Annotated in this window: 10 protein-coding genes; 6 read left to right on the top strand and 4 right to left on the bottom strand. The window is 58.9% G+C overall.

The window, feature by feature from the left end:
* Positions 1–555: 555 nt before the first annotated feature.
* The gene (locus tag IRZ24_RS08795) at positions 556–2,799 is read right to left on the bottom strand and encodes a MerR family transcriptional regulator (RefSeq protein WP_297162680.1); all 2,244 of its coding nucleotides are present in this window, start codon (positions 2,797–2,799) and stop codon (positions 556–558) included.
* 628 nt (positions 2,800–3,427) lie between these two features.
* On the opposite strand from IRZ24_RS08795, the gene IRZ24_RS08800 reads away from it, so the two are divergent.
* The 4 genes from IRZ24_RS08800 to IRZ24_RS08815 all read left to right on the top strand — a co-directional run bounded on the left by IRZ24_RS08800 (position 3,428) and on the right by IRZ24_RS08815 (position 7,390).
* The gene (locus tag IRZ24_RS08800) at positions 3,428–4,111 is read left to right on the top strand and encodes a hypothetical protein (protein ID WP_297162683.1); all 684 of its coding nucleotides are present in this window, start codon (positions 3,428–3,430) and stop codon (positions 4,109–4,111) included.
* A 355-nt stretch (positions 4,112–4,466) separates the two neighbouring features.
* Positions 4,467–5,693, top strand: coding sequence for a M20 family metallopeptidase (locus tag IRZ24_RS08805; RefSeq protein WP_297162685.1), 1,227 nt, complete (start codon positions 4,467–4,469; stop codon positions 5,691–5,693).
* Between the two features lie 115 nt (positions 5,694–5,808).
* A complete protein-coding gene (locus IRZ24_RS08810; protein WP_297162688.1) occupies positions 5,809–6,750 on the top strand; it encodes a pseudouridine-5'-phosphate glycosidase in 942 nt (313 codons plus the stop codon).
* 262 nt (positions 6,751–7,012) lie between these two features.
* On the top strand, positions 7,013–7,390 hold the full coding sequence (locus IRZ24_RS08815; RefSeq protein WP_297162690.1) for a hypothetical protein: 378 nt from the start codon (positions 7,013–7,015) through the stop codon (positions 7,388–7,390).
* Between the two features lie 141 nt (positions 7,391–7,531).
* Here IRZ24_RS08815 and purH read toward each other — a convergent pair whose 3' ends face one another.
* Complete coding sequence (gene purH, locus IRZ24_RS08820) at positions 7,532–9,103, bottom strand: bifunctional phosphoribosylaminoimidazolecarboxamide formyltransferase/IMP cyclohydrolase (RefSeq protein WP_297162693.1); 1,572 nt, start codon at positions 9,101–9,103, stop codon at positions 7,532–7,534.
* Between the two features lie 737 nt (positions 9,104–9,840).
* Between purH and IRZ24_RS08825 the strand changes: the two genes are divergently transcribed.
* On the top strand, positions 9,841–11,322 hold the full coding sequence (locus tag IRZ24_RS08825) for a hypothetical protein (protein ID WP_297162695.1): 1,482 nt from the start codon (positions 9,841–9,843) through the stop codon (positions 11,320–11,322).
* A gap of 272 nt (positions 11,323–11,594) precedes the next feature.
* Here the strand turns inward: IRZ24_RS08825 and rpmA are convergent, their stop codons facing one another.
* The gene (gene rpmA / locus IRZ24_RS08830; RefSeq protein ID WP_297162698.1) at positions 11,595–11,909 is read right to left on the bottom strand and encodes a 50S ribosomal protein L27; all 315 of its coding nucleotides are present in this window, start codon (positions 11,907–11,909) and stop codon (positions 11,595–11,597) included.
* A gap of 26 nt (positions 11,910–11,935) precedes the next feature.
* Complete coding sequence (rplU, locus tag IRZ24_RS08835; protein WP_297162702.1) at positions 11,936–12,448, bottom strand: 50S ribosomal protein L21; 513 nt, start codon at positions 12,446–12,448, stop codon at positions 11,936–11,938.
* Between the two features lie 952 nt (positions 12,449–13,400).
* Here rplU and IRZ24_RS08840 point away from each other — a divergent pair.
* A partial coding sequence (locus IRZ24_RS08840) for a MerR family transcriptional regulator (RefSeq protein WP_297162706.1) occupies positions 13,401–13,842 on the top strand: 442 nt, incomplete at its 3' end.

Genomic DNA, 13,842 nt, shown 5'->3' on the forward strand with positions numbered 1-13,842 from the left:
GGTCATAATCATCAACATGCGTGGCCTGCAGGCCAGCCGTCGCAGCGCGTTGGAGAAAATACTGGGCTGCCGTTGTCTTACCACTTCCCGGTCTTCCCAGGAGCAATACTTTGAGCGCCATCTTACCAACTCCTTTCCAACCTCACGAGTTCCCGCGCCTCTGCAACTATCGTCTTGTATAACGAGGTGGAGGATCAAGCACGGGCTTCTTGTGTTACAGCCTCTGCCTTTAAATAACATTTTCACATGAATATAACGTCCCAAGAAGATAACTTTTCACCGCTATCCCTCTCAGGAAGCGATTGCGGTAGCGTTGTCAGAAGAGAGGATCAGAAAATTCGTTGTCCAGGAGGGAAGAGGGCGAGGGCTAGATAGCCCAGGGGTATAGGCATATAGCAGGCAAGTAAGTAAGAAAGAGGATTAAGAAAGAGGATAAGGCTGACGTGTGAGAGAAAGGAGAGAAGGCGGACAGGCGGGTCAGCCTCCGTCTATCCTGCGGCAGGTTCATCCCAAGCTGACCCGTCTGCCACACCGCAGAGGTCTGGAGCAGGAAGCTCATAGCCGACCGGCGGCATCGAGGCGGATAAAGCGCCGGACATGAGGGCCACGGTCCTCAGCTTGCGGGTCCCAACTAATCACACAATCGCCGCCCTCCTCCTGGCCCAGACCGAGAGCCTGATCAAGATCGCTGATAATCAGACTGCGCACCTCAGCCAGGGTCGAGGTTGGGGCCGAGGCATAGCGCTGGAGCAGCTCAACCAGCTTTGCACGCAGATAGAGCGTCACCCCAAGACGCACACTCACGTCCGGCAGCTCCACACTGGTCTCAGGCGGCTCTAATTGCCAGACTGACTGCTGTAAAAGCTCAACGCGATAAGGGCGTTTCAAGGCCAGGCGCAGCGTCTGTGCAATCTGGCGCGCCCGTTCGAGCGAAACATTCTTGAGGAGCAGATAGAAGCGCCCTCCATAGATATGGTAGAGGCGGCAATCGACGAGCTGGCGCTGAATGCGCTGGCCGATGGCCTGGGTCAGATTGCGCAACGCCAGTTCACCATAACGGCGCACTATCTGGCTTTGGTTATCAATATCGAGAGCAATAATCGAGAGCGTCTCTAGCTCACCTGCCTCGCGCAATGGGAACGGATAGAGCAGCTCCGCACTTTCGGCGCCTGCAGCGGCGGCTGACGAGCGATCCGGCTCCCCACCAGTCACGTGCTCCTCTCCTTGCCGCGACCCTCTTCCGCCCGTCTCAAGCTCAGCCGTCCCCTCGCCGGTGAACACACTTTGCTGCTGCAAGCGCGCCAGCAGAGCCTCCAGGTCGCGGACAAACTCATTCTCAGAGAGGAAATTGATGAAGGAATCGTTGACGACCTCGGGCGCTCTGACCAACTGCTCCAGGCCCTGCATGGCCTCGAGTCGGGCCCGATAAAGCAGGAGCAGATCCTCTACAATCAGGCTCATGAGACGTAGCAAGCGGAGATCATCCGCCGAAAAGGCCTCCTGGGCGAGGGCGAAGACATAGAGAACGCCAAGCGCAGGGCCAGCCTGGCAACCGATAGGAATGGCAACCGCCGAGCCACCACTTCCAAAGTGCTCAGGCCACTGCGAGAGGCCCGAGCTGTCACGGATAGCTAGACGAGGACGGTAAAGGAGATAGGGACTGCGTAGCGCACGGAAATAGAGATAGCTCTCATTGGGAAAGATGCGCGATTGACCGGCACGATGCGGAGAATTGCGACTACAGGCCATTACCATCAGCACCTGCTGTCCAGGAGGCGCTGAAGGATCTTCAGGCATCAACAGACAGCAACAGTGCCAGCGATCACTGCCCGTTGGTGTTTGTCCCCCGAGTGCGATGATCAGGTCCATCAGGCCGTTGAGCAGGGAATCAGAGGGATCTATGCCTCTAGGAAAGGCGCGGGCGGGATAGAGCCAGTTGCGCAGGTCAGGAGCGAAATAGATCGACCACTGCTCAGCACACGCATAGAGAGGAGAAAGCAGACGGCGAACAGTATGGACGAGCGAGCGATGCAGATTCAAGGGATGCATCTGACGCGGAACGATAAGTAAAGTAGGATCAGCAGGATAGGCCTCTCCTTCAGCGAGAAGGGGCTGAATGCGGAAATCGCTCGGATACTCGAAGGAGGGGGAAGCATCGAGAAAGAGGTGGAGAGTACGCCCGTGGCTGAGCCAGCCGATGAGCGACTCGCCAACCCGCGCCAGCTCCTCGGGTAGGAGCGGCTGCCTGAGAAGGCTGTCATCGGGCGCATGACGTGGCAGCAGAATCGCAGCATGGCTGCGAGAGAGATCCTCGCAAAGCAACAGCAGCGCGTGATGGAGGGCCTGACTGGCAAAATAGCGCCAGAAGACAGCACTATCAGTCTGGGCGATCCGTCGATCAAGCGGCAAAGGAGCGCTAGCTGGCTGGCTAGTAACCATAGCGCTTCCTTCTCCATTGAGGCTGGCAGGCCCAAGAGAATGCCAGAGTTCCGCGATATTGAGAGGAATAGCCCCAGGCGGATAGCCAGCATTGATCAGGTCACGGATAATGGCCAGCTTCTCTAGCTCAGCGGGCGGATAACGCCGCTGGCCAGTATTCGGACGAGAACGTAAAGGGCGCAGCAGGCCACGCTCTTCCCAATCACGTAGCTGGTTCTCCGTAAAGTCGAAGAGCTGGGCAGCCTCCCCAATCGTCACCGTTAACTTCTCGCTGACGAGCTGGAGATACCCGCGAATCCTCCCCCAGGTCTCCGGCTGCTGCAGATGCTTGCGAATGCTCTGGAGCATACGATCATCCATCCTGTCCTCCTCTCCTGTTTCAGCAGGCGAAGTGTCGTTCTCCAACAGTGGCAAGCAAACTAGCGAGCGATCAGACGAGCGAACAAGCCCACCCGCCAGCGCTCAAATTGACATCGGGATCAATGAGACGAGTCAGCGATCAGGCGGCCCCTCAGCCGCTCACAATGAATCGTGTTAGTCCTGCAAACGTTGTAACAATGACAAACATTTTACCGGCTCTGCACTCCCATGTCTCTATTATAGCGAAACCTTAGCTCTATGTCAACTTTTATGACCTTTCAGGAAGACTCCTCTTGACAGAGAGAAGTTTTCTGCTGTATACTACTGATGCATACTAAAATTATCTGGAGTCTTTCCCAGATTTCTTTATATTTAGCTCCTTCTCCTGATTCAGGGACTGATTGCTCGCGTGTGTGGCAGGGATCAAGAGGGGAAGGCGCTGGCTGGGCCCCTCCGGGTCGCTGCGGTCCGCTTGCCTGACTCTCGCTGGCGCACTGGCGCGCCCGCCGCCCCACGTTTGCGGCGTGCTTCGCCCGCCTCGACGTTGGCGCCTCGCTTCGCCCGGAGGCCCCTTTGCGTTCTTGTGCGTAAATTAACCTCTGTTGGTCAGAGGCGAAAGGAAGCGCTTATGACTTTGTGTTCTGCTTCTTCCTGCCGCAGCTCTCGCGATGTTCCTGGCAATGATCTGCCCTGGGAGCAGCTTTACTGCATCCTACGTCCCAGAGTGGCCCACTGGGTTCACTCTGCCTCTCTCTCTTCCTGGTCCAGGCAGCGCGATGAGATCGTGACCGATATCGTCCAGGAAACGATGATTCGCTTGCTTCACTACGCGCGACGTGCCGAGCGGGGAGAGGTGGCACCCATCGATTCGCTGGAGCATTTGAGCTTGATCGTGGCCTACAATTGTTTCCGCGACCTCTGGCGTCGCGATCATTGCCTCATCTATATTATACAGCAGGATTGCTCCGCTCAGCGTGCCAGCTCGCTTTGTCCCGAGTCCGAACAGTTCGAGGCCGTCCTCGATCACGTCTTTGAGGAATGGCTTTTCTCTTTCCTGGCCCGTGAGATTGTCAACTTTCCTGAGAAGCAGCGCACTGCTCTTCTCGTGGACCTGGCCAATCGCATGTACTTCGGTCCACAGCCGACTGTGCTCCAGCGTGCTTTTCTGGAGGTCGGCATTGATCTCCAGCAGTATCGGCGCGAGTTGCCACCTGATCCTGTGGAGCGCGGCCGCCATGCTTCGCTGCTGAGTCTAGCTTATAAGCGTCTGGCGCGCATTGTTCGGGGCCAGTTAGGCGCTCAGGCCGCCTAAACCTGCCTCCTTTTTTTTCTGAGCAAGCAGCGCATTTTTTACCCCTGACAGCTTTGCTCTTCTCGCCCGCCAGGAAGACTCACTGTACCAGAGCCAGAATTTGCTCAGGCCGCCTTGCGCCTTGCTCTTGACCTTCTGCCTTCCGGCTCTCGCCTTCGTCCTCCTCGCTACGCTCCCCTTCCTTGTTCTCTGCTCGCGCTCAGAATAGGAGTCTCTTGGCTTGCAGCCGCTCAATGGCAAACGGTACAATAAGAGCAACTGCGCGGCGCCGCTCGCGCTGTGTGCTCTCTAGCTGTCGCTATCGCCAGTCTGGTCTTTGGTTCTGGCCGCGCTTCGCTTCCTTGAGCAGGGTACTATGTCTGCTGCCACATTCTCGCCAGCCTATCTTACAGCCCTGCAGCGTTATGAGGAGGAGATGCTGCAGCGGTTGGCTTTGCTAGTCAATATCGATTCGGGCACCGGCCAAGTCGAGGGGATTACCCGTATCATGGACTATCTCCGCTCCTGGCTGGAGGGGCTTGGTTGCTCAGTGACTCTCCATGACGGTGGTCAGTATGGGCCTCATCTGGTTGCTCACTTGCGCGGAAGCCGGCCCAGCGGGGGCAAGCGCTTTCTGCTGGTGGGACATGTTGATACGGTCTATGCCCCAGGTTCAGCGCTGGCCTGCCCTTTCCGCTGCGATGGTGAGCTGGCTTTCGGCCCTGGGGTCATCGATATGAAGTCCGGTGTGATTATGGCCCTCTACAGTCTGCGTGTGCTTTTAGAATCGCGCTTCGCGGATTTCAGCGATATCTTTCTGGTCTTCAATGGCGATGAAGAGATGGGGTCTCCTTCAAGCGCACCGCTCCTTTGGGAGTTAGCCCGTCAGGCCGATGTCGGCCTGGTTTTGGAGCCAACGCGCTCCCCAGAGATCATTACAGAGGCTCGCAAAGGGGCCGATCGCTATCTGCTGGAAGTCAGCGGCCTGGCCGCCCATTCGGGAGCTGAGCCACATCGGGGCCGCTCGGCGGTCATCGAGTTGGCTCATAAGATCCTAGCCATCGATCACTTGCATGCGCTGCTCCCAGGAGTGACCTTTAATGTGACACGGCTCAGCAGTAGTGAGCTGTTGAATGTGGTGCCTGAGTGGGCCCGGTGCTGGATTTCGGTGCGTGCCTATACTCAAGAGGGACTGGACGCTGCTGCCGAGGCTCTGGAGCGGATCGTGACCAGCCCGAGTGTGCCTGGCACCCAGGCCCGTCTGACGCGTACGCGGGGCCGTGTTCCTTATCAGGCAACGCCCCAGGTGCGAGCTTTGGTAGAGGTGGCACGCTTGGAGGCGCAGGCGCTCGGCTTGGAACTGGTGGCGGAGGCCAAGGGAGGTGTCTCAGATGCCAATCTCTTGATGCAAGCCGGTCTCCCCACCCTGGATAGCCTCGGACCAGTCGGGGGAAAAATGCATGTGTTGCGCGAGGAGTTTCTACGCATTCCTTCTCTGGCGCTGCGCGGGGCCTTGTTAGCGGGTTTGATCCGTCAGCTTGCGCTGCAACCCCCAGGACCTGCCGTCCCTGCTGAGGGCGAAAGCAGGTCCGCCAGGTCCTGAGCCGGCAAATACGCGGCCTTTCTACCAGGGAGAGAGACAGGGAAGGGAGAGCGGGCTTGTTGCTCGCTGTTGCTCGTGCTATAGCTAAGCTAGCTCGTTTAGGTGAGGGGTAAGCATGCCATCATTCTCTACAGGAGCTGCTGACCGCTATCTGCAGCTCGCGCCCACCGTGCGCGCTGCTTTAGTTGAGGGCCGCCCGCTGGTGGCCCTGGAATCGACTGTCATCGCTCATGGGCTACCATATCCCACGAACGTGGAAACAGCTCTGGCGATGGAGGAGGCGATTCGCGAGGTAGGAGCTGTACCGGCGACAATTGCCATCCGCGCCGGTCGTATCGTGGTCGGGCTGGACAGAGCGGCCCTCGAAGAGCTGGCCACGGCCCAGGATGTCCTGAAAGTGAGTCGGCGCGATCTCGCTTTTGCTCTGGCAAGTCAGCGACTGGGAGCGACGACGGTCTCTGGTACGATGCTCTGCGCTCACCTGGCCGGTATTCGTTTCTTCGCCACCGGTGGCATTGGAGGCGTCCATCGCGGCGGCGAAAGTTCCTTGGATATTTCGGCTGATTTGATGGAGCTGAGTCGCACGCCGGTGCTGGTAGTTTGTGCGGGAGCGAAAGCGATTTTGGATTTGCCTCGTACTTTAGAATATTTGGAAACGCAAGGGGTGCCGGTCCTCGGTTGGCAAACGGATGAGTTCCCGGCTTTCTATACTCCACGCAGTGGCTTGCGGGTGCAGCAGCGTGTAGATGATGAAAGGCAGATAGCGGCCATTGCGCGTGCGCATTGGGCGTGTGGCCTGGCCGGTCTGCTTGTGTGTGCTCCGGTGCCCGCAGAGGCAGCTCTGCCCTCTGAGCAAGTGGAGACGGCAATTGCTTCAGCGCTGGCCGAGGCCGAGGCACGGGGAATCCACGGGGCCGCGCTGACGCCTTTCTTGCTGCGCCAGGTTGCCGAGATCACGCGAGGGGCCAGCATTGAGGCCAATCGCGCTCTGTTAGTCAACAATGCGCGCTTGGCGGCTCGCCTTGCGCGCGCTTATGTCGCTGCCGCAGGGCAATAGGCGAGAGGTGTGCCTGGCTTCCTGCCTGGTCATTTTGACTGGCCGGTCTTGAGTGACAGGCTGCCTGTCTGGAGTTTGCTCCTGTTGATTTCTCGTCGCCTAAGGACTACAATAGGATGCTGGAAAGCACGTGCCAGAACGGAGACGTGCCTTGAGATCCCGGGCAACAACGCTGTTCGCTTGGCAGGTTGGGGCTTAGCTTAGCGCTTGACTTGGCCACGAACCCTCTGCCCTGGGTACTCCCCGAAAGGAGTTTCGTCACGTGATTTCTGCTGCACCAAAGGGCAAAGTCTTCGGCAGCATTATTCTGACAATCCTTTGGATCTGCTGCTTTCTCTTTATAAAGCCGACGCTGGTCTTCGATTTCGGCGGCGGGGTGATGATTAACCTGCTCCTGCTGGCTGCCATCATCGGCCTGCTGGTGTTGGTCCTCTATCATATTTTCTACCCGTCTCCGCCGATTATTACGAAGCTCAGTCTGACGGTTGCCCTGACGCTGGTCTGGCTTGCCCTGATCATTTTCTATCCTTTCAAAGATCCCAACAACACGGCGGCGGGCGCCGTGGGCTTCTTTACGCTCATCGGAGGCCTCGCTGTGGCGATCCTTTGGGTCTACTTTTTCTGCGATGAGGTCATTTGAGAACCTCGCTTTTGGCGAGGCCATAACTCAGGCTGCAGATGCTGAGCAGCCGCCCCGTTTTTTCTGGGGCGGCTGCTCTTGCCTCTTTCGAGGCCAGGCGCCGGGCAGCGTTTCACCAGCGGCGATGTCGCTGGCACTGGTTTAGTGCCGGAAATGCCGTCTGCCGGTGAAGATCATAGCGATGGCGTGCTGGTTGGCGACACGAATGGAGTCTTCGTCACGAATGGAGCCACCTGGCTGGATGATGGCCGTTACTCCGGCTTTGGCAGCCGCCTCAACACCGTCAGCAAAGGGGAAGAAGGCATCTGAGGCCAGTACCGCCCCTCGAGCACGCTCGCCGGCTTTCTCGACAGCTAGTTGGACGCTGGTGACACGATTCATCTGGCCAGCTCCTACCCCCACTACTGCCAGTTTATGCGCCAGGACAATGGCATTCGATTTGACATGGCGCACTACCTTCCAGGCAAACATGAGGTCGGTCATCTCTTCAAGCGTCGGTTTGCGCTCGGTGACGACCCGATATTCTAGCTCGTGCTCACCGATAAAGTCGGCTGTTTGCAGCAGAACCCCCCCGCTGACGCTACGGATGTCAAAGCGACCGGATTTGAAGATCTGGGCGTTGAGCGTTGAGGGATCAATGGGGGCATGGGTGGCCAGTAGGCGAATGTTCTTTTTCTGACGCAGGATGGCCAGGGCTTCGGGCGTGAATTCGGGCGCGATGACGGCTTCGTAAAAGAGCTGGTGGATCTCTTGGGCTACGTCGGCCTCGACAGGCCGGTTACAGCCGATGATCCCTCCATAGGCTGAGACCGGGTCGCCAGCGTGAGCTTTGCGATAGGCTTCAAGCAGTGTGTCACCACAGGCCAGACCGCAGGGGTTGGTGTGTTTGATGATGGCAACCGTGGGAGCGGCAAAGCTGCCTGCAGCAGCCAGGGCTGCGTCAAGGTCCAGCAGGTTGTTGAAAGATAGCTCCTTGCCATGCAATACCTCTGCACTGGCGACCGCCGGACGGCAGTCCTTGGCACGTGAGAGACCCCCCCAGCGATAGAAGGCGGCTCGCTGATGAGGGTTCTCGCCATAGCGCAAGGTTTGAAGGCGCTGCAGCGGCAGGGTCAGCTCTTCGGGGAAGTAGTCGGGGTCCTGGCTGCGTAAATATTCGGCAATGGCGGTATCGTAGCTGGCTGTATATTGAAAGGCGATAGCGGCCAGCCGGCGCCGGGTCTCTAGACTGACCTCGCCGCGCTCTTGCCACTCTTGCAAAACCGGCGCGTAGTCCTGGGGCCGCACCAGGACGATGACGTCCTGGAAGTTTTTGGCGGCGGCGCGAATGAGGGCAACGCCTCCGATGTCGATCTGTTCCTGCGCTTCTTCCAGGCTGACGCCTTCACGAGCGACGGTTTCGACGAAGGGATAGAGGTTGACGGCCACAAGGTCGATAGGAGCAATGCCATGCGCTTCTAGTTCGCGCATATGAGCTGGATCAGAGCGCCGTGCCAGAATGCCACCGTAAATGTGTGGGTGTAGGGTCTTGACGCGCCCTCCCAGGATCTCAGGAAACTGGATAAGGCGGCTGACTGGGTGAACGTCTATACCGGCACTTTGGAGGGCCGCCGCCGTTCCCCCGGTGGCAAAGATGGTTACCTGGCGCTCGGCCAGGGCACGCCCTAGCTCCTCTAGGTGCTCGCGATTGGCTACGCTGATGATTGCTCGCATGCTGGTTTGTTCCTTTCGCTTCGCTGGGCTGCCAGTAGAGCCACTTTCCACATTTGTTTCTGAGCTTAGACGTTCGTTCGTCCGTTCGCTGGCTCGCTCTCGTACCTGCCCCGCCCGCGCACACATGGCCTCACGAGCCGAGTGGCCGCCACGACACCCGCTCCCGGCGGGGCCAGCGCTCCGACCTCGTACTGGTCGCCAGGCGCAAGACAATCCTTGGATTCTCCCGCCCACTTGTAGCTTGCGAGATGAAAGGCACGCCACTAGCACGACCATCACGGTTCGGTCTACTATGCCCTCACTACTCTCCGCATGGTCTCTATGCCGCTGACGCCCTAGATGGATATGACAGAGTAGGACTACTTGCCGCCTGGCTAGTCGGTTGGCCGGATGAGAAGAAATTTCAATGCATAGTATAGCAGAAACGGGTGGCCTGCCGACTAGCGCCTTGCTCTTCTTCGCTCGCTCCAGGCTGCTGTCGACCCGCCTTGCTCTTCGGTACCTCCTGCCACCCTGCTCTCTCCGCGCTCTAGCTATCTTAACCGCCTCATGGTACTTTCCAGCCAGTTTCCGACCCAAACGGCAGCAGGGGTCAGAGCCTGGGGTATTATCTCATCCAGAATAGATTGATCAGCTTACATTATTCGATGCAAAGCTCTCTCACTCTGTTTCAGCAGGAGAGGGGTGCTGGCTCGCCTGCCTTGCGGGCCAGCCCTCTCAAGGGGGTCTGAAATTTCATGAAGCCATTGCACAAGGAGATCGCCAGGCCGGACCCTATCGGCCTGGGGTCCGAACGTCGACGCCGGCGTCGACGTTTTTCTCCGCTGATGTTGGCGGGGGTGCTTGTGCCGCTGATCCTGGCTTTGGCAGGCGGCGCTCTCTATTTGATCCCCCGGCTCAGCGCCTCGCAGGCCGCCGCGCCTGCCAATCCTGATTGTACGCTGATCGTACCGCCTCATCCCCTGACAGCACGCGGCCTGGCGACGCCCTATCAGCTTGTAGCAAGTGATCCAGCCCGTGGGCCCTGTCACGAGGCTAATCCTGACCAGGCGGCCTTTGTCCAGGCGGCCATTATCGATCCCTCTACAGGGCACATCTTTATCTACAATCCCCTGGTGGTCGATCAGGGCCAGAGGCCAGCCCTGGCCCCTGTGGTTCCACGCTTGCCCCCGGGGGGCATTGTGGGGATCTGGTTCGGCTTCAACGGCGAGAATTTGACGCTCCGCGGCATGGATCACAGCCTGACTGAGGGTCACTGCGTGAACGGCATCCGCGGCTCGCTCTTTGGCCAGTTCGCCTACTGTAACGCACCCGCCTTCTTCGCCGCGGCCAATCAGGCTATACGTGCCGGCAAATTAAAGCCCCCGCCGTTGGGGCAGGCCCGCGACGGTCTACCTTGTCCTAGTGTGCGCGATTTCTCGCTGGTGGACCAGGATCAGAGCGACAATGTGACGACCGCCTATCTGGTGACCAGAGATGGGCGCATCGCTCAGATGACTCGTCGGGCAAGTGCTACGCTGGAGCATGCTCAGCCCCAGGTTAATAGTAGCGATAACCGCCTGCTCGCCATTGGCTTGGATGGTGCTCTGGGCTGCACACCCTGGATGGCACCCGATCTGGCGGACCCAGGGCAGATGACGACCGCATTGCCGCTCAACGAGCTGCAGGCTGCCATCTGGCAGCGAGCTCCCGTAGCCCTGGTTCCCAACGGCGACCCGATGGTGACGGTTGATGGTCATCCTAATCTGGCTAAGCTCAATGCCTACCGCGCCGGCGTCGATCAGCCTCAGGTGCGCGACCAGCTCTTCGCCAGCACCACTCTGTACTGCGCCAATCTGCTGGCCATTGCTCCTCTGCGCCTGCTCGTCGACGCACCGCTCACGAAAACACGTCCCTCACCCGATCCGGCTGTGGCTAACTCGCTCTTCACCTTTCTCGCTCAGCGCTTTATCACAACCTTTGAAGTTGATGGCCTCAACTGCACCCGGCTGCTGCATGTCCCTGATCCTGTGCAGGTCCAGCGCACGCCACAGGGTGTGGCTGTTGCCGCCACCATTAATGGCGCAGTTGTGAAGACGCCTCTTGATTGCAACGTCAATGGAACGCTGATTGTGGGCTGCAACGGGATGGCAACGCTCAACGGCCAGACCTGCAGTCTGATGACCGATCGACGCATGCACCAGATCATCGTGACTTGTCCGGCCAATAATCGCCAGTGAGCAGCAAGGCAAGGAACGGTTCCTCTCCTGCAGCGCTATCGCCAGTGGTCGGAACCAGGTGCCAGGATGGGAGAAAGGCAACAGCATCCCACCGCCAGGACCGCCAGTCAATCAGGCCTGAACGCCTTCGGCCCCAAAAAAGCCCGAGAGAGCAGGCGCTAGACGCTTGCTCTCTCTTTCTCTTGCTTGCTACCGAGTAGTAGACTGCCCCGCACCGGGTTAGAGACTGCCCAGTGCCAGTCTTTCAGCCTGAAGTAGGGCAGTCAGCGCGGTCAGCTTCCGACTTCCGCCTGGGCCTGGGCAAGCAGCTCCTCAACCGAGGGGCGTCCAGGGAAGGTCGGATAGACGCTAACCTTGCGCTGTGTGCGCGAGGCATAGCCAAACTTCACATATCCGTCGATGAGCGCAAACAGCGTGTAATCGCGTCCGACCCCTACATTATCGCCGGGCTTAATCTTTGTACCGCGCTGGCGTACGATAATGGTCCCGGCGGAGACAAGCTGACCATCGTAGCGCTTTACACCTAGGCGCTTCGCCTTACTATCGCGACCGTTACGCGAGCTACCAACACCTTTTTTATGCGCCATAGCAAGTAAACCTCACGATCTCTAGACTACTCCTCGCTGGAGGCTTGAGAAGCCTCACCCTCCTGGGACCGTACGCGACGCCGCCGGCGAGTTCTGGCCTGCCCCTCTTCCTCGGAGGTGCCGCCAGCAGTCTCCGGCTGCTCAGCCACAGGTTGAGCAGTTGGCTCCACTACCGAGGCTCCCTGCTCAGTCGCAGCAGGAGCCTGACCGGTCACGAGGCTCACGCCGTCCAACAGAATATCGTCGATGGTCAGGATGCTAATCTCCTGGCGATGGCCTCGGCGCCGGCGATAGCGCTTCTTCGGCTTATACTTGAAAACAACGATCTTTTCGCCCCGTGCATGCTGCTTCACAGTGGCTAACACGGCGGCATTCTCTACCAAAGGACGCCCGATCAAAGTGCGATCGGCGTCGGAGAGCAGCAGGACATCGCTGATCCGAATCTGGGTGCCCTCCTGCACGGGGAGGCGATTGACCTCCAGGGTCTCGCCTACCTCGACTTTGAATTGTCTTCCACCACTTCTAATGACGGCAAACATCGCTTCGATTCGGCTCCTTTATCTCTACCTCCGCTCACCACCATGCTGCGGCGACTAGCTTCCCAGGCGACTATTCTGGCTCTAGCCTACTGTCCTACCATACGGGATACGTTGAAGGCGTGGGTGGAGACCTTCAGCACAGTTCCCGGGCTGCGCACAGCCAACCATGCTCGGCGATTTCTTGACCAGGACCTTGGAGCGCTGCAATTGGGCAGGGTAGTCAAGCGCCATCCCCCCGCCTGCGATACAGGCAGCGACAAGTCCTTCATGCCAGACAAACACCTTGTACTCTGAGCAAGCAGCCTTTTCAGTGGGCAAATTGCTCACCTGACACGGCCACGCAGGACTAATCACAAGCTAGCAGTCACTGTTAGAGCCAGGAGCGGACGCGTCCCTTTTCCGCAGACAGCCTGCTGAGGCGCTCAGCAGCAGCCCTGGACCAGCCAGCCTGACGGGAGGGAGATCCTGGGCAGCTCAGGACAGCCCCAACTCAGTCAGACTGATCCCACAGGCTCGAGTGATCTGATAATCTGACGCGCCCTGCTATCATGGGCGGGTGTGACCGCCCACGCCTGGGCGGGAGCGGATGCTTATCGGGAGTGCGTAGCCCGCGCTGCACCTGCAGCACGGGGCCGCTACACCTGAGAGCGCTACCTTAGATGCCTTGTCATGATAGCAAGCCCACAAGCGCTTTGTCAAGCGCGGGTCCTCTTCCATTGCCTGGTAACGCACAGCAAGAGCGAGGAGGGACGAGGCCGCATCTTGCAGGGACCAGCGAACGCTAGCTCGCTATGCATACCGGCCACCTCACTCATAGGCAATATGGTAGCCAGTGCCAGGAGAACCAAACATGTGGTCGGCCCATGCTATGATATGCTATAGTTGTGATAGCCGGCGGTACCGACCGTCAGGCCGAGCCGCTCGCCAGGCCAGATCGGAGCGCGTTGCAGTGATGGAAAGAAAAAGCGGGCATATCGAACGGCCCGAGCTGGAGCGCTACTCAGATAGCCCCCTCTTCAACACCAAAGCCGTTGTTCAACAGACCGGTGTGCCAGCGCCCACGCTGCGGGCCTGGGAGAGTCGTTACGCTATTCTCTCGCCGGAGCGGGCCTCTAACGCCTATCGTCTCTATTCCGAGCGCGACATTGCCCTGATTCGCTGGCTCAAAGAGCGTGTTGACAGCGGGATGGCCATTAGTCAGGCCGTAGCTCTCTGGCGGCATCTGGAGGAAGAACACCAGAAGAGAGTGCGTCAGCTCCAGCAGATGGCGACCGAGCTGCCAAGCGAACGGAGACCGGCCTTTCAGGTCGCCTTCTCCCTCCCAGCCCAAGCTAGCCCCCAGGAGAGCAGCTCCGTCCAGACGACAGCCTCCTCACGCTCTCCCAACATCGTCA

Origin of the sequence: Thermogemmatispora sp. (assembly GCF_019683755.1) — a bacterium.
GTDB lineage: Bacteria > Chloroflexota > Ktedonobacteria > Ktedonobacterales > Ktedonobacteraceae > Thermogemmatispora.